10 protein-coding genes are annotated in these 16,602 nt (G+C 70.1%); 9 read left to right on the top strand and 1 reads right to left on the bottom strand.

Annotated elements, in window-relative coordinates; genetic code table 11:
* Positions 1-276 precede the first annotated feature (276 nt).
* Positions 277-1,737 carry an aldehyde dehydrogenase family protein gene (locus ACWCRD_RS39450; RefSeq protein ID WP_450970501.1) on the top strand — a complete coding sequence of 487 codons (1,461 nt, stop codon included), beginning with the start codon at positions 277-279 and terminating at the stop codon, positions 1,735-1,737.
* 110 nt (positions 1,738-1,847) lie between these two features.
* On the opposite strand, the gene ACWCRD_RS39445 is transcribed toward ACWCRD_RS39450, so the two are convergent.
* Positions 1,848-4,688 (bottom strand): glycoside hydrolase family 3 C-terminal domain-containing protein, encoded by a 2,841-nt coding sequence (locus ACWCRD_RS39445; protein WP_450970500.1) that lies wholly within the window; start codon positions 4,686-4,688, stop codon positions 1,848-1,850.
* Positions 4,689-5,014: 326 nt separating this feature from the next.
* On the opposite strand from ACWCRD_RS39445, the gene ACWCRD_RS39440 reads away from it, so the two are divergent.
* The 8 genes from ACWCRD_RS39440 (at position 5,015) to ACWCRD_RS39405 (ending at position 16,578) form a co-directional block, all read left to right on the top strand.
* Positions 5,015-6,709, top strand: coding sequence for an extracellular solute-binding protein (locus ACWCRD_RS39440; RefSeq protein ID WP_450970499.1), 1,695 nt, complete (start codon positions 5,015-5,017; stop codon positions 6,707-6,709).
* Positions 6,710-6,736: 27 nt separating this feature from the next.
* Positions 6,737-7,771: an ABC transporter permease gene (locus tag ACWCRD_RS39435; RefSeq protein ID WP_450970498.1), complete on the top strand. Its 1,035-nt coding sequence runs from the start codon at positions 6,737-6,739 to the stop codon at positions 7,769-7,771.
* Entirely contained in the window at positions 7,768-8,703 is a 936-nt protein-coding gene (locus ACWCRD_RS39430) for a carbohydrate ABC transporter permease (RefSeq protein WP_450970497.1), read from the top strand. Before ACWCRD_RS39435 ends, ACWCRD_RS39430 begins: the two co-directional genes overlap by 4 nt.
* A gap of 103 nt (positions 8,704-8,806) precedes the next feature.
* The gene (locus ACWCRD_RS39425) at positions 8,807-11,026 is read left to right on the top strand and encodes a 1,4-beta-glucanase (protein WP_450970496.1); all 2,220 of its coding nucleotides are present in this window, start codon (positions 8,807-8,809) and stop codon (positions 11,024-11,026) included.
* Positions 11,026-12,996: a beta-galactosidase gene (locus ACWCRD_RS39420; protein WP_450970495.1), complete on the top strand. Its 1,971-nt coding sequence runs from the start codon at positions 11,026-11,028 to the stop codon at positions 12,994-12,996. Before ACWCRD_RS39425 ends, ACWCRD_RS39420 begins: the two co-directional genes overlap by 1 nt.
* A 20-nt stretch (positions 12,997-13,016) precedes the next feature.
* Complete coding sequence (locus ACWCRD_RS39415; protein ID WP_450970494.1) at positions 13,017-15,212, top strand: glycosyl hydrolase family 95 catalytic domain-containing protein; 2,196 nt, start codon at positions 13,017-13,019, stop codon at positions 15,210-15,212.
* A gap of 38 nt (positions 15,213-15,250) precedes the next feature.
* Positions 15,251-15,964 carry a glycoside hydrolase family 12 protein gene (locus tag ACWCRD_RS39410; RefSeq protein WP_450970493.1) on the top strand — a complete coding sequence of 238 codons (714 nt, stop codon included), beginning with the start codon at positions 15,251-15,253 and terminating at the stop codon, positions 15,962-15,964.
* Positions 15,965-15,999: 35 nt separating this feature from the next.
* Positions 16,000-16,578 (top strand): chorismate mutase, encoded by a 579-nt coding sequence (locus ACWCRD_RS39405; protein ID WP_450970503.1) that lies wholly within the window; start codon positions 16,000-16,002, stop codon positions 16,576-16,578.
* The last annotated feature ends 24 nt before the right edge of the window (positions 16,579-16,602 follow it).

Below are 16,602 nucleotides of genomic sequence, written 5' to 3'. Positions count from 1 at the left end.
CGGCCTCGTCCTCAAACGCCGGACGGGCTGGAATGGGCTGAGCCGAATCCAGCCCCTCCGGCGTTTGAGGAGCGGGGGTCCGGGGGCTGGCCCCCGGGTCGGGACGGGTAGGGGCGGCGGGGGCGAAAAAATTCCGGCCGCGCCCACCCACCCTGCCAAACCGTCGCACCCTCCGCCCCCACCACTACACCCCGGCCAAACACACCCCCACCCCCACCGCCCTACCGTGGACCTGACCACCCTGCACACCCCCTAACGCGGAAGGGCCGGGACGACATGCCCAAAGAAAATGCGGCAGCCACCACCGCCTTCTGGCTCGCCGGCCGCCAGGCCACGGGCGAGGACACCTTCGACGTCACCTCCCCCTGGGACGGCCGCCTCGTCGGCAAGGTGAGCGTGCCGACCGACGCCCAGGTCGAGGAGGCCGTCGCCGCCGCCCACGCCGTCCGCGAGGACTTCGCCGCCACCCCGGCCCACGTCCGCGCCGCCGCCCTCGACCACGTCAGCCGCAGGCTCGTCGAGCGCACCGAGGAGATCGCACAGCTGATCTCCGCCGAGAACGGCAAGCCGATCAAGTGGGCCCGCGGCGAGGTCGGCCGCGCGGTCTCCGTCTTCCGGTTCGCCGCCGAAGAGGCCCGCCGCTTCAACGGCGGCGAGGCCCAGCGCCTCGACACCGACGCCGGCGGCCAGGGCCGTCTCGCCCTCACCCGCCGCTTCCCCAAGGGCGTCGTCCTCGGCATCGCGCCCTTCAACTTCCCGCTCAACCTGTGCGCCCACAAGGTCGCCCCGGCGATCGCGGCCGGCGCGCCGATCATCCTGAAGCCGGCGCCCGCCACCCCGCTCTCCGGCCTGATCATCGGTGACCTGCTCGCCGAGACGGACCTCCCGCCCGGCTCCTGGAGCATCCTCCCGGTCGCCAACGACAAGATGCCCGCCCTCGTCCAGGACGAGCGCCTGCCGGTCATCTCCTTCACCGGTTCCGAGAAGGTCGGCTACGCGATCATGGACTCGGTGCCGCGCAAGCACTGCACCCTGGAGCTGGGCGGCAACGGCGCGGCCGTCGTCCTCGGCGACTACGCCTCCGACGCGGACCTCGACTGGGCCGCCACCCGCATCGCGACCTTCTCGAACTACCAGGGCGGCCAGTCCTGCATCTCCGTGCAGCGGGTCATCGCGGACGCGTCGGTGTACGACCGACTGCTGCCGCGTATCGTCGCCGCCGTCGAGGCCCAGGTCACCGGTGATCCGGCCGACGACAAGACCGACGTCGGCCCGCTGGTCAGCGAGGACGCGGCCAGGCGTGTCGAGTCGTGGGTGAAGGAGGCCGTCGAGGCCGGTGCCACCCTGCTCACCGGCGGCGACCGCGACGGCGCCTCCTACGCGCCGACCGTCCTCACCGACGTACCGGCCGACACGACGATCTCCTGCGAGGAGGTCTTCGGGCCCGTCCTCACCGTGCAGAAGGTGGACGGCGAGGCCGAGGCGTTCGCCGCCGTCAACTCCTCCAAGTACGGCCTCCAGGCGGGCGTGTTCACGCACGACCTCCAGGTGGCCTTCCGGGCGCATCGTGCACTGGAGGTGGGCGGCGTGGTCATCGGCGACGTCCCCTCCTACCGGGCCGACCAGATGCCGTACGGCGGCGCCAAGCAGTCCGGGGTGGGCCGCGAGGGCGTCAAGTTCGCGATGGACGACTACACGTACGAGCGGGTGCTGGTCCTCACCGGGCTCGCACTCTAGGCCCTCTGGGACTCCTCTAGTAAATGGGAACCATTTTCATATAGGCTCCCGCAGGGGCCCGGCACCGATGCCTTCCGGTGCCGGGCCCCTGGGCCGTCTTCTGCGGACCCTCAACCGGAGAAGACGACGTGCGCGAGCCGCAGCGGGCCGCGCAGCCTGAGGTGGACGTCGCGGACACCCTCGGCGAGGATCCCGGCGGTGACCGTCGTGTAGTCGTACGGCCCGGGCGTCGGCGTCCCGGGCGTCAGGGACGCGAGCACCGGACCGCCGTCCAGTGACACATCGACCACACCCTGGCCCGCCACCGTCACGGACACCTCGCTGACGCCCTTCCCGAAGTCGCAGTCCCGGTAGACCAGTTCACCCGCCCTGCCCTCCACCGGGGTCACCGCGTCGCCCGCGGCCTTGGTGCGGTCGACGATCTCGATGCTGCTCTGCTCGTCGAAGTCGGCCGCGTCGAGACCCCGGCTCAGGACGGGGCGCGGTGCGGACGCCTCGCCGTCGAGGGTCACCGTCGTGCGCAGCCGCACATCCTCGCTGGAGGCACCGGCCAGCAGTTCGTAGGGGCCCGGTTCACGGCGCCAGCGGCCCTGGTGCACATCCCAGAACCCGAAGGCGGACAAGGGGACTTCGAAGGAGAGCTCCCTGCGCTCGCCCGGCTCCAGACGCACCCGCTCGAGTGCCGCCAGCTCGCGCCGCGGACGCGGGAGAGCCGGGTCCACGGCGCGGAGATAGAGCTGGGCGACCTCGTCCGCCGCCATGGCCCCGGTGTTCGTGACCGTGAAGGAGACGGACACCGCGGCGCCCCCCGCCTTCGCCTTCAGGTCCGCGTAGGCGAACGACGCGTACGACAGGCCGTGGCCGAACGGGAACAGGGGTGTGCCCTCGAAGTACAGGTAGGTCTGGCGGCTGCCGATCACGTCGTAGTCGAGGAGGTCGGGCAGGTCGGCGTCGTCGGCGTACCAGGTCTGCGGGAGGCGGCCGGCGGGGGAGACGTCGCCGGCGAGGACCCTGGCCAGGGCGGTGCCGGCCGCCTGGCCGCCGTGCGCCGTCCACAGGACGGCCGGGAGGCGGGCGGAGTCGAACGCGTAGGGGTACGCCGACACCAGCGCCAGCACCGTGTGCGGGTTGGTGGCGCGCGCGGTGTGCAGCAGGCGCTCCTGGTGCCGGGGGAGGCGCAGGGTCGTACGGTCCTCGGTCTCGCGGCCGTTGATGTGCGGATCGTTGCCCGCGACCACCAGGACCACGTCGGCCCCGGCGGCGGCCCTGCGGACCGCGTCCTCACCGCGTTCGGTGATGATCACCTCGAGGATTTCCGGGTTCGCTTCGGCAACCTTGACGCCGTCGGCGGCGACACAGACGTGGCGACCCGTACCGAGGTGCTTCAGGAGGTGCCCGTTCTCATGGGGTTCCAGGCGGAATGTCTCCTGGACGATCCAGCCTCCGGGCTGGTCGGCGGAGGCGCGCAGGTAGCCGTCCTCCGCGACCGAGAGATAGCGGCCGTCGGGCGCGCGCAGCGTAAGCACGCCCTCGCCCCACTCCATGAGCGCGAACTCGGTACCGGTCGCATCGGTGGTCAGCGGGGGCAGATCGGTGCGGCCGGTGAGCGTGGCCGGGTCGAGAGCACCCTCGGCGCCGCGCACCTGCTCCTCGGCGCCGTCGGCCGCCGGGACATGGAGAAACGTACCGGCAGCGGTCTTGAAGCGGACGCGGTCCACGCCCTCCGCGAACTCCACGCGCTCCGCGCCGAACCGCTCGTACAGGCCCTCCAGAGGTGTGGACCGGTGGATGAGCGTGCCGCTGTACCAGTCGAGCTTGCACTCGTCCGCGAGCAGGCCGACCACCGCGATCCGGGCGTCCTCGGCGAGCGGCAGCAGACCGTCGTCGTTCTTCAGCAGCACGACCGCCTGCTCGGCGGCCTCCTGGGCGAGCGCACGATGGGCCGGGGTGTCGAACTCTCCGGTGCCGGCGTGCGGGTCGTAGTGCGGGTCGAACTCGCCGAGGCGGAAACGCACCGAGAGCTGGCGGCGTACGGCCGTGTCGATGTCCGACTCGGTGAGCAGGCCCTGCTCCAGGGCCCCGCGCACCCGCGCGGTGATCTTCGAGTTGTCGGTGCCGTGGTCGGTGAAGCTGTCGACGCCGGCCAGCAGCGCCGCTGCCGTCGCCTCCTCGTGCGTGTCGAAGTAGTGCTCGGAGTCGACCAGGTTGGACGGCGCGCCCGCGTCCGAGCAGACGAGGAGATCCTCATCGGTCCAGGCCCGCAGGTGCTCGCGCAGATAGGGCGAGACATGGTTCGGGCGACCGTTGACCAGGTTGTACGCGGGCATGACACCAGCCACCGCGCCCGCCTCGACGGTCTCGCGGAAGGCGCGCAGGTCGTACTCGTGCAGGACCCGGGGGCGGACGGAGGAGGACGTGACGTCGCGGCCCGTTTCGTTGTTGTGCGCCAGCCAGTGCTTGAGGACCGGCGCCGTGCGCCAGTACGTCGGGTGCTCGCCGCGCAGGCCGTGCGTGTAGGCGGTGGCGATGGCCGAGGTGAGCCGCGGATCCTCCGAGTAGCCCTCCTCGTTGCGGCCCCACAGGGGGTGGCGCAGGAGGTTGACGGTCGGGGACCAGACGTTGAGCCCCACGCGGTCGTCACGGGCGCGCATGGCGCGGGTCTCCTTGGAGACGGCCTCGCCGACCCGTCGTACGAGGTCCGTGTTCCAGGTCGCGCCGAGACCGACCGCCTGCGGGAAGACCGTGGCCGGGCCCATCCAGGCCACGCCGTGCAGCGCCTCCTGGCCGGTGCGGAAGGCGGGGATGTCCAGGCGCTCGACGGCGGGGACGAACTGGTGCAGGAATCCGATCTTCTCATCGAGGGTGAGCCGCGACAGAAGGTCGTCGATGCGCTTCGCGAAGGGCAGGTGTGGATCGCGAAAAGGCGGCGTGTGCGGCGTGTGTGCGGTCACGTGGGGATCCCCCTGCGATGGATCGACGGGAAGGCTTTCGAAGCGCTTCGATGCTCATTCGACTCGGGGCCGAGTGTCAAGAGATCAACACCTTGACTTCAAGGGGTGCATACGAAAGGAAGGCGATCCCGAGCCTCGTAGGAATCTTGGAAGCGACCCTTGTGCGCCCCTGTGTGTTCACTTAACCTCGCAGCAACATCGAAGCGCTTCGACTGCGCCTCCCGTTCACTCGTCGAAGAAACGCTTCAGCTCAGCCAGTTCCACTTAAGACACCGCAGCCGACGGCCTCCGCCGGGTGTCCAGGTGCGCCACGAAGGGTTGACGCAATGACGCCGAACGCCGCCTCCGCCTCCTCCGGACAGAGCCGGAGAAGCTTCCTCGCCTCAACAGCGGTCGCCACCGCAGCGGTGGCGGGAGGGATGCCACTGCTGTCCGCCTGTGGTGGTTCGGACGGCGGGTCGCGCGACGGGACCACGTCGGGCAAGAACGCCAAGAAGCTTCTGCCGGCCTATGTGGCCAGCAGCGTGGTGACGCCGGACATCCCGTCCAAGAACGGCTCGTCGATGGGCTTCACCGCCAAGCTCGACATCGCCACCCTCAAGACCTCTGTCCCGAAGAAGCTCGGCAAGGGCGGCAAGGTCACCATCATGTCGCCGTTCTGGGGCTCGCCGCCCAAGCAGAACAACCCCTACTACACAGCGATGAACGACTTGATCGGTGTCGACGTCCAGTGGCGCAACCAGGACGGCAACACCTACGACCAGAAGCTCGGCGCGGTCCTCGCCTCCAGCGACGTCCCGGACGTGGTCGTCGTCCCCGGCTGGAACATGCTGGGCAAGATACCCAGCGCCATCATCGGCAAGTTCGCGGACCTGGGGCCGTACCTGTCCGGGGACAAGGTCAAGGAGTATCCCAACCTCGCGGCGATCCCCAGCGAGGCCTGGCAGCGCTCCATCTTCGGCGGCAAGCTGATGGGCCTGCCGATGCCCTCCTCGTCCGTCCCGAACATCGTGCCCCTCTACCGGAAGGACATCTTCGACAAAGGGGGCTACGAAATCCCGCGGTCCTCCGACGAGTTCATGGCCCTGTGCAAGGAGATCACCAGCGCCAGGGCCAAGCGGTGGGCCTGCGGTGACATGAAGTGGACCGCGTTCAGCAACTTCGGTGTGCTCAGCGGCGGGGAGAAGCCGCTCTGGTGGAACATGGCCGACGGCAAGCTGATCAACCGCATCGAGACCCCGCAGTATCTGGAAGCCATCGAGTGGACGCGCAAGCTGTTCGCCGCCGGCGTCGTCCACCCCAACTTCCTGCTGGGCAAGAGCCAGATCGCCGACCCGGCCCCCAAGTTCGCCGCCGGCGAGTTCCTGATCTGGAACAACAACATCGTCAACTGGTACGGACAGCAGGCATCCCTGGCCACCCAGAACCCCGGCGTCAAGGTCTGGGGCATGGACATCTGGGGCCATGACGGCGGTGCCCCGACGCTGTACGCCCAGAACCCGGCCGGCATCTTCGCCTTCGTCAACAAGAAAGCCTCCGAGTCCGTCATCCGCGACGTGCTGGCGGTCGCCAACGTCACCGCGGCGCCGTACGGCACCAAGGAGTGGATGATGACCAACTACGGTGTCGAGGGCACGCACTACACGCTCAAGGACGGCGTCCCCGTCAAGAACGACAGGGGCAACAACGAGGTACTCAACGCCTATGTCATGGTGGCGAGCCCCGCCGCCACCACCGCCCACCCCGACCTGCCGGACTACACCAAGGCGATGGTCGAGTGGGAGCAGCGGATGGGCGCCTTCACCAAGAAGTCGTCGTTCTGGGGCCTGCAGATCACCGAGCCCTCCCGCTACACCAACCTCGTCAACGACTTCGAGCAGCTCGAGGACGACATCATCCGCGGCCACAAGAAGATCAGCGACATGCAGCAGGCCATCTCCGACTGGAAGAGCAAGGGCGGGGACAAGCTGCGCGACTGGTACAAGAAGCTCCTCGACGAGAACGGTACGGCGGCGAGCTGACGAGGCTCTGAGGCAAGGAGAACGGCTGTGTCCTACAGCACGGTGCCTCGGACCAAGGCCGAGGCCAGCACGCCGGTGAAGACGCAGACGGCGTCCGAGGGCGCCACCGGCCCCCGGGAGAAACGAGGCTCGGGCAAACTGAGCCTGCGGCTCAGGTTCAGACGCGACCGCCTGCTGATCCTCATGACGCTGCCGGCCGTCGTGCTCCTGCTGGTCTTCAACTACCTGCCGATCCTCGGCAACATCGTCGCCTTCCAGGACTACGACCCCTACATCAGCGACAACGGCATCATCTCCATGCTGAACAGCCCCTTCGTGGGCCTGGAGAACTTCCAGCAGATCTTCGAGGACTCCGCCTTCTGGAACGCCGTCGAGAACACGCTCGTGCTGTTCTTCGTCCAGCTCCTGCTGTTCTTCCCGATCCCGATCCTGCTCGCGCTGCTCATCAACAGCGTGGTCCGGCCCCGGGTGCGGGCGTTCGCGCAGGCCGTTCTCTATCTGCCGCACTTCTTCTCCTGGGTGCTGGTCATCGCCGTCTTCCAGCAGATGTTCGGCGGCGCGGGCATGCTGTCCCAGTTGCTGCGGCAGCACGGGTACGACGGCCTCGACATCATGACCAACCCGAGCACCTTCCCCTTCCTGCTCACCGCGCAGAGCGTGTGGAAGGACGCCGGGTGGGGGATCATCGTCTTCCTCGCCGCCCTGGCCTCGGTCAGCCCGGATCTGTACGAGGCCGCCGCGATGGACGGCGCCGGACGCTGGCGCCGCATGTGGCACGTCACGCTTCCCGCCCTGCGCCCGGTGATCGCCCTCCTCCTCGTGCTGCGCGTCGGCGACGCCCTGACCGTCGGGTTCGAACAGATCCTGCTGCAACGTGACGGCGTGGGACCGGGCGCGGGGGAGGTCCTCGACACCTTCGTGTGGTGGAACGGCGTGCGCAACCAGAACTTCGGCTACGCGGCCGCCGCCGGACTCGTCAAGGGCGTGGTCAGCATCGGCCTGGTCCTCGCCGCGAACAAGGTGGCCCATCTCATGGGCGAGAAGGGGGTGTACAAGAAGTGACCGCCGTCATCGACAAACCGGCGAGCCGGCCACGCCGGTGGACCGCACCGGAGCGCCCCGCGTGGGAGGAGAAGCCCTCCCAGGCCGGTCTCGCGGGCAAGGGCGTCGCGCTGACATTCGCCTGCCTGGCGATCCTCTTCCCGCTGTGGATCGTCGTCGTCACCAGCCTGTCCTCGCGCCAGACGATCAACGAGGCGGGCGGCCTGGTGATGGTGCCCAAGGGCATCACCTTCGTCGCCTACAGGGAACTGCTCAGCGGCGGCCAGGTCACCCGCGCCGCGATCATCAGCATCCTCGTCACCCTGGTCGGCACACTGTTCTCGATGGCCGTGTCCGTCCTGTGTGCCTACGGCCTGTCCCGGAGCGGGTCCCTCGGCCACCGCTGGATCCTGATGCTGCTGCTGGCGACCATGTTCTTCAGCGCCGGACTCATCCCCACCTATCTGCTGGTGCAGTCCCTCGGTCTGACCGACAGCTATCTCGCGCTGATCCTGCCGAGCGCCATCAGCGTCTTCAACATCCTGGTGCTGCGAGGCTTCTTCATGGAGATCTCGCCGGAGCTCATCGACAGCGCGCGCATCGACGGTGCCGGGGACCTGCGGATCCTCTGGCGGATCGTCATGCCGCTGTCGCGGGCCGTGCTCGCGGTGATCACGCTCTTCTACGCCGTCGGCTACTGGAGTGCCTGGTTCAACGCGTCGCTCTATCTGAACGACCAGGACATGATGCCGCTGCAGAACGTCATGATCCAGCTCGTGCAGAAGCAGGAGGCGCCGGTCGGCCTGAGCCAGGCCATCAGGACCGGTCAGCTGTCCGGGCTCGCCATCCAGATGGCGGTCATGGTGATGGCCCTGCTGCCCGTGGCCGTGCTGTCGCCCTTCGTCCAGAAGCATTTCAGGAAGGGCATGCTCACCGGCGCCATCAAGGGCTGAGCCGCACCTTTCGACTCCGCCGTGGCCGACCTGCCTCCATCAGCGGTCGGCCGCGGCGGCCCCAAGCCTCCCTTCCGCCCCACCGCACAGAACGAGGTATGTCATGTCCGCGTTCGCTCCGAGCCGACGTGCCGTTCTCGCCGGTACCGCGGCGACCGCCGCGCTCACCGCCGTTCCGCTGCTCCCCGGGCGGGCGCAGGCAGCGGCACGGGCCGCCACCGCCACACCCGCCTACCGCTGGCGCAACGCCGTCATAGGCGGCACCGGGTTCGTCACCGGCGTCCTCTTCCACCCCTCGGTCCGCGGCCTCGCCTACGCCCGTACCGACATCGGTGGCGCCTACCGCTGGGACGACAAGGCCGCCCGCTGGACCCCGCTGACCGACCATCTCGGCGCGGACGACTGGAACCTCCTCGGCGTCGAGGCCATCGCCATCGACCACGCCCACCCCGACCGCGTCTACCTCGCCCTCGGCACCTACACCCAGTCCTGGGCCGGCAACGGGGCCGTCCTGCGCTCCGAGGACCGCGGTGCCACCTGGACCCGCACCGACCTCGGCGTCAAGCTCGGCGCCAACGAGGACGGGCGGGGTGCGGGTGAGCGGCTGCTCGTCGATCCGCGGGACAGCGACACCCTGTGGCTGGGCACCCGGCACGACGGGCTGCTCAAGTCGACCGACCGGGGGGCCACCTGGGCCGCTGCCGGCGGCTTCCCGGGCACCCCGAGCGCCTCCGGGCAGGGCATCACCTTCCTCGTCGCCGTGGGGCGCACCCTCTACGCCGGCTGGGGCGACTCCGACGGCAGCACCGCCCACCTCTTCCGCACCGCCGACGGCACCACCTGGGAAGCCGTCCCGGGCGGGCCCACCGGCACGGCCGCCAAGGTGCCGATCCGCGCCGCGTACGACCGGCACACCCGCGAGCTCTACGTGACGTACGCCAACGCGCCAGGGCCGAACGGCCAGTCCGACGGCAGTGTGCACAAGCTGTGCACCACCAGCGGGAAGTGGACCGACGTGACCCCGGTGAACCCGGGCGGCACCACATCCGACGGTTCCGCCGACACCTTCGGGTACGGCGGCGTCGCCGTCGACGCCCGCCTCCCCGGCACCGTCGTCGTCTCCACCAACAACCGATGGGCCGAGATCGACACCCTCTACCGGACCACCGACGGCGGTCGCACCTGGACGTCCCTCAAGGACTCCGCCGTCCTCGACGTGTCCGAGACCCCTTATCTCAAGTGGGGTGCCGACAAGCCGAAGTTCGGCTGGTGGATCCAGGCCGTCGCCCTCGATCCGTACGACTCCCGGCACATCGTGTACGGCACCGGCGCCACCCTCTACGGCACCCGGGACCTGAAGCACTGGGCCCCGCAGATCCGCGGCCTGGAGGAGACGGCCGTACGCCTGCTGATCTCGCCCCCGGCCGGCCAGGCGCACCTGATCAGCGGCTGCGGTGACATCGGCGTGCTGTACCACGAGCGGCTCACGGCGTCCCCGTCCCGCGGCATGGCGACCAACCCCGTGTTCGGGTCGGCGATGGGGCTCGCCCAGGCCGCGGGCAAGCCGTCGTACGTCGTCCGTACCGGCTGGGGCGACCACGGCAACGGTGCCCGCTCGAACGACGGCGGACAGACCTGGACGCCCTTCGAGGCTCAGCCCGCCATCGCCAAGGACGGGCCGGGGCCGATCGCCGTGAGTGCCGACGGCGGCGTGCTGCTGTGGGTCTTCGTGCACTCGGACGGCACCAAGTACCCCGCCCACCGCTCCACGGACCACGGCGCCACCTGGTCCGAGGTCTCCTCCTTCCCGAAGGGCGCCACGCCGGTCGCCGACCCGGCCGACCCGACGCTCTTCTACGCGTACGACACCGACACGGGAACGCTGTACGCAAGCACCGACAGTGGCCGGACCTTCACGGCCCGGGCGACCGGACTCCCCTCCGGGGACAGCCAGTTCACGCTGGTCGCCGCGCCGGGCAGGTCCCGCGATCTGTGGCTGAGCGCCAAGGGGCAGGGGCTGCACCGGTCCACCGACGGCGGCGCGAGCTTCTCGAAGACCGCCGGCGTCGGCGCCTCGGAGTGCCTCGGTTTCGGCAGGGCCGCGAAGGGCGCCGACTACCCCGCCCTCTACCAGGTCGGCACGATCGGGACCGTCACCGGCGTCCACCGCTCCGACGACGAGGCGAAGACCTGGGTGCGGATCAACGACGACAGGCACCAGTGGGGCTGGATCGGCACGGCCGTCATCGGTGACCCGCGCATCCACGGTCGCGTCTACCTCGCCACCAACGGGCGCGGGATCCAGTACGGAGACCCCGTCTGATGCCCGCGCTCGGCGCCGCCACCCGCGGCCGCATCCTCTTCGGCGGCGACTACAACCCGGAGCAGTGGCCCGAGGAGACCTGGACCGAGGACGTACGGCTCATGCGGGACGCCGGCGTCAACTCCGTCACCCTCGGTGTCTTCTCCTGGGCGAAACTCGAACCCCGCCCAGGGGAGCGGGAGTTCGGCTGGCTCGACCGGCTGATGGACCTCATGCTCGACAACGGCATCGGCGTCGTGCTCGCCACCCCCACCTCCTCGCCGCCGCCCTGGCTCGGCCGGCTGCACCCCGAGACCCTGCCCCGTGACGAGGACGGACGCACCGAATGGTGGGGCGGCCGCCAGCACTTCTCGCACTCCAGCGCCGCCTACCGCCGCTACGCCGCAGCCATCACCGAGGACCTCGCCGCCCGCTACGGCGGCCACCCCGCCCTCACCATGTGGCACATCAACAACGAGTACTGCACCTACGACTGGGGCGACGAGGCCGCAGCCCGCTTCCGCCGCTGGCTGCAGATCAAGTACGGCGCGCTCGACGCCCTCAACTCCGCCTGGGGCACGGCCTTCTGGAGCCAGGGTTACGGCGACTGGGCCGAGGTGCTGCCGCCCCGCCACGCCCACTACCTGAAGAACCCGGGCCAGGTGCTGGACTTCAAGCGGTTCACCTCCGACATGCTCCTGGAGTGTTACGTCGCCGAACGGGACATCGTCCGCCGGCACACCCCCTCCCACATCCCGGTCACCACCAACTTCATGCCGCTGTGGGCCGGGCAGGACGCCTGGCGGTGGGCCGAGGAGGAGGACGTCGTCTCCGTCGATCTCTATCCCGACCCGCGCGACCCCCTCGGCGCGCAGCACGGCGCCCTCGTCCAGGATCTGACCCGCTCGCAGGCCCGCGGCCCCTGGATGCTGATGGAGCAGGCGGCGGGCCCGGTCAACTGGCGTGGCGTCAACCACCCCAAGCCACGCGGCCTCAACCGCCTCTGGTCCCTCCAGGCGGTGGCCCGCGGCGCCGACGCCGTCTGCTACTTCCAGTGGCGTCAGTCCCGGCAGGGCGCGGAGAAGTTCCACTCCGGGATGGTCAGCCATGCCGGGCCGGAGGGTCGTACGTATCAGGAGGTCAAGCAGCTCGGCGCCGAACTGGCCCGAATCAGCGCCGAGGTGACGGGCAGCCACAGCACCAACGACATCGCGATCCTGCACGACTGGCACTCGTGGTGGGCCGGTGCCCACGAGGGCCGGCTCTCGACCCGGGTCGACCACACCCAGGTCCTCACCACCTGGCACCGCGCCCTGTGGCAGGCCCACCTCACCACCGACTTCGCCCACCCCGAACACGACCTCACCGCCTACAAGCTGGTCGTGGTCCCCCAGCTGTACGCCCTCACGGACGCGGCGGTCGACAACCTCCTCGCCTACATCCGCGGCGGCGGCACCCTCGTCTGCGGGTTCCTGACCGGTGTCGCCGACGAGGACGACCGGGTCCGCCCCGGCGGCATGGACCCCCGTCTGCGCGAGCTGTTCGGCATCCGCACGCTGCACGAGTGGTGGCCGCTGGACGCGGACGAGACCGTCGAGACCGACGGTTTCCACGGCACCCTCTGGTCGGAGGAGATCGAGGCCGCCGAGGACGCCTCGGTCGAGGCCAGGTACAAGGGCGGCGAGCTCGACGGCATGCCCGCCGTGCTGCGCAAGGGCCGCGCCTGGTATGTCTCCACGCTCCCCGAGCCGCACGCGCTGCGGGTTCTGCTGGCCGGGATCGCGGCCGACGCGGGCGCCCGCCCCGTCCTCGACGGCCTGCCCGACCGGGTGGAGGCGGTGCGCCGCGGCGACCTGCTCTTCGTGCTCAACCACGGGCGGGAGTCGGTGACCGTGCGGGTGCCGGGCACCCACCGCGACCTGCTGACCGGCGGGACCATCGAGGGCCAGGTCACCCTCGGCCGGTACGGCGTGATGGTGTTGCGCCCATGAACACGCCGATGATCTCGTCCATGAACATTGTCCACGGAACCTGGGAACCCCTCCCCGCCACCCGCTGGGAGGACGGCTTCCTGAGCGGCAACGGTCGCCACGGCGCTCTTGTGTTCGGTGACCCGAACGACGAGCGGATCGTCGTCACCCATCACACCCTGGTCCGCCCCAACGGCGCCGAGAAGGCCCGTCCGCCCCGCCTCGCCGACCGACTACCGCTCCTCCAGGACAAGTTGCTCGCGGGCGAACTGCGCGCCGCCGAGACCTTCACCGACGGCCGAGACCTCCAGTGGGTCCAGCCCTTCCACCCCGCCTTCCAGGTACGACTGCGCAGACGGTCCGGCGATGAGCCGCTCCGCTACCGCCGCTCCGTCGACTTCACCACCGGCGTGGTGAAAGCGGTCTGCGAGGGCTGGAGCAGCCGGGTCTTCGTGTCCCGCGCCGACGACGTGATCGTCCAGCACGTCACGGCGGCCGACCTCGACATCGCCCTGGACCACCGCCTGCCGGGCGCACCGCCGGGCCTCGCCGTCGGCGACGGCGCGGTCCTCACTCCCGAGGGCGCCCTGCTCACCCTGCGCGTCCGCTACCCCGGCAGCGACACGGCATACACCGGGGTGACGCTCGTCGTGGTCACCGGCGGCCGTACGACGCTCACGCCCCCCGGTGCACGGGTCGCGGGCGCGGAGTCGGTCCTGGTGCTGACCAGGGTGCTGCGGCACACCGGCGAGCTGGACACGAACCCCCACGCCCGTGACCTGCGCGAACTGCTGCCGGCCGGCGAGGACCCGTACACCCTCCTCCTGGACCGCCACACCGCCCTGCACCGCACCGCCTACGAGCGTGTCACCCTCGATCTGGACGCGGACCCGGCCGCGCGCGCCCTGCCCGGCTCGGAGCTGCTCGCGCACCCCGACAGCCCCGCCCTCCTGGAGCGCCTCTTCGCCGCCGGCCGCTACCACCTGCTCTCCGCGAGCGGCCTGCTCCCGCCCCGCCTGGTCGGCCTGTGGACCGGCGACTGGAACACCGCGTGGTCGGGGGCGTTCACCAACGACGCCAACCTCAACCTCCAGACCGCGTCCGCAGCGGCCGCCGCCCTCCCCGAAGTCACCGAAGCCCACGCATCCCTGATCCAGCGTCAGCTCTCCGACTGGGCCGAGAACGCCCGCGCGGTCTTCGGCGCCCGCGGCGTGGTCGCCCCCGCCCACACCGACGGCGAGTCCGGCCTTTCGTACCACTTCAGCCGCGAATACCCCCTGCACCTGTGGACCGCGGGCGCCGACTGGCTGCTCAAACCGCTCGTCGACCACGACGAGACGAACGGCGCCCGGGACCCCCGTACCGCCCATGCGCTCGCCCAGATCGCCCTGTTCTACGAGGACTTCCTCACCCGGACCGACAAGGACGGCCACCTGGTCGTCGTCCCGTCCTACTCGCCGGAGAACCGCCCGGCGAACGCGAGCTGGGGTGCGATCAACGCCGCCATGGACCTCTCCGCCGCCCGGCACGCGCTGCAGACGGCGGCCGAGTACCACCCGGACACCCCCGAGGCCGACCGCTGGCATGCCCTCGCCGACCGGCTGCCGCCCCACCGGATCAACGCCGACGGCGCCCTCGCCGAATGGGCCTGGCCCGGCCTGGACGACAGCTACGACCACCGTCACCTCAGCCACCTCTACGGCGTCTGGCCGCTCGACGAGATCAACCCCTACGACACCCCGGACCTCGCGGCGGCCGCCCACCGTGCCCTCGAACTGCGCGGCGCCGAGAACGACTCCGCGCACGGCCATCTGCACCACGCCTTGGTCGCCGCCCGGCTGTGCGACGGCGAACGGGTCGCGCACGCCCTGGGCCAGGTGCTCAACGGCGACTTCTTCCACGCCTCCCTGATGAGCGCGCACTACCCGGACCGCGACGTCTACAACGCCGACGCCGCCCACACCCTGCCCGCAGTGCTGATCGAGATGCTCGTGCAGTCGACCCCGGACCGCCTGGTCCTGCTGCCCGCGCTCCCCAAGGCCTGCCCCAAGGGCCGACTCCTCGGTATCCGCACCCGGTTCGGGGCGGAACTCGACCTCACCTGGAACCCGCAAGAAGCGACAGCGGTGCTGCGCCCCACCCGTACGCACCGCATCGAACTCAGGACTTCTTCCGGCACGCGGCCGCTCGACCTCGTCGCCGGAGAAGACCACGTCCTCGCACCAGGGGCGTGGTAACCACCCCCGCAACTCCCCCCACCCATGGAAGGGACACCATGGCAAAGAGCACTCTTCGCAAGGTCACCATGGCCGTACTGGCCCCGGCGATGGCCCTCGGCGCCACCGTCGGCCTCGCGTCCGCCCCCGCCTCCGCCGCGGTCTGGAACTCCTGCGCCCAGTACGGCAGCACGAGCCTGAACGGCTACACGCTCTACAACGACGTCTGGGGCTCCGGCGCAGGCAGCCAGTGCATCTGGGCCAACTCCGGCACCAACTGGGGTGTCTGGGCCGACCACCCCAACACCGGCGGCATCAAGTCCTACCCGAACGCCACCAAGGCGATCAACAAGTCGATCACCTCGCTGGGTTCCCTCTCCAGCAGCTACAACGTCAGCGTCCCGTCGTCCGGCGCGTACGAGACGGCGTACGACATCTGGGACACCAACCACAGGTACGAGATCATGCTCTGGATGAACAAGACCGGCGCCGTCGGCCCGCTCGGCACCTCGCAGGGCAACGTCACGCTGGGCGGTCACTCCTGGACCGTCTACAAGGGCAACAACGGCTCCAACGACGTGTTCTCGTTCGTCCGCAGTTCCAACTCGAGCTCCGGCACGGTCGACATCCTGCCGATCCTGAAGTGGATCAAGGACACCAAGGGCTGGTTCGGCAACGTGACCGTCGGGGACGTGCAGTTCGGCTTCGAGATCACGTCATCGTCCGGTGGCCTGAACTTCATCGTCAACAGCGAAAGCGTCAGCAGCAGTTGATGTTGATGCGGGCCGGGTGAGGTTTCATGGACCCCATGCAGATCCTCACCCCCCTCCGCACCACGCTGGCGGCCGCTGCCGCAGTGCTCGCCATACCGGGCACCGCGGCAGCGGCACCCGCGTCCCCCTGGTCCTCGCCCCTGCACCCGGTGGCCTCCCTCGCCGCCGAACGCCTCGCCACCGCCGACCTGGTGGCCGCGGCCAAGTGGGGCACCGACAGCCCCATCGACGACCCCGCCCGCGAGCAGGTGGTCCTCGACAACGTCGCCGCGCAGGCCAAGCAGATCGGCGCCGACCCCGACGAGGTCCGCCGTATCTTCCGCGACCAGATCGAGGCCAACAAGGACGTCCAGCGCGCCCTCTACGCCCGCTGGACCGCCCACCCCGACCAGGCCCCCACCACCAGGCCCGACCTGAACGTGATCCGCCAGACCATCAACCGCATCAACACGGACCTGGTCCAGGCAGTCGCAGACACGACCCCGGAGCGCACGACCCTGACCTGCCGCCCGGAACTCACCCTGGCGGTGATCGAGGTCCACCACGAAAAACACCCGGACCTGCTCCACACCAAGGCCCTGGTCCGCTCCCTGGAGTCCGTCTGCAGGAACTGACAGGCGGGGCAATCGACCGTGCGG

The organism is Streptomyces sp. NPDC002092 (assembly GCF_053593775.1).
Note: the sequence above shows the minus strand (reverse complement) of the source record. Positions and strands in the feature narration are given on the sequence as shown.

Coding starts and splice junctions, on each gene's coding strand:
- ACWCRD_RS39420 (WP_450970495.1), top strand. CDS start 11,026: ATGCCCGCGCTCGGCGCCGCCACCCGCGGCCGCATCCTCTTCGGCGGC.
- ACWCRD_RS39415 (WP_450970494.1), top strand. CDS start 13,017: ATGAACATTGTCCACGGAACCTGGGAACCCCTCCCCGCCACCCGCTGG.
- ACWCRD_RS39410 (WP_450970493.1), top strand. CDS start 15,251: ATGGCAAAGAGCACTCTTCGCAAGGTCACCATGGCCGTACTGGCCCCG.
- ACWCRD_RS39450 (WP_450970501.1), top strand. CDS start 277: ATGCCCAAAGAAAATGCGGCAGCCACCACCGCCTTCTGGCTCGCCGGC.
- ACWCRD_RS39405 (WP_450970503.1), top strand. CDS start 16,000: ATGCAGATCCTCACCCCCCTCCGCACCACGCTGGCGGCCGCTGCCGCA.
- ACWCRD_RS39425 (WP_450970496.1), top strand. CDS start 8,807: ATGTCCGCGTTCGCTCCGAGCCGACGTGCCGTTCTCGCCGGTACCGCG.
- ACWCRD_RS39440 (WP_450970499.1), top strand. CDS start 5,015: ATGACGCCGAACGCCGCCTCCGCCTCCTCCGGACAGAGCCGGAGAAGC.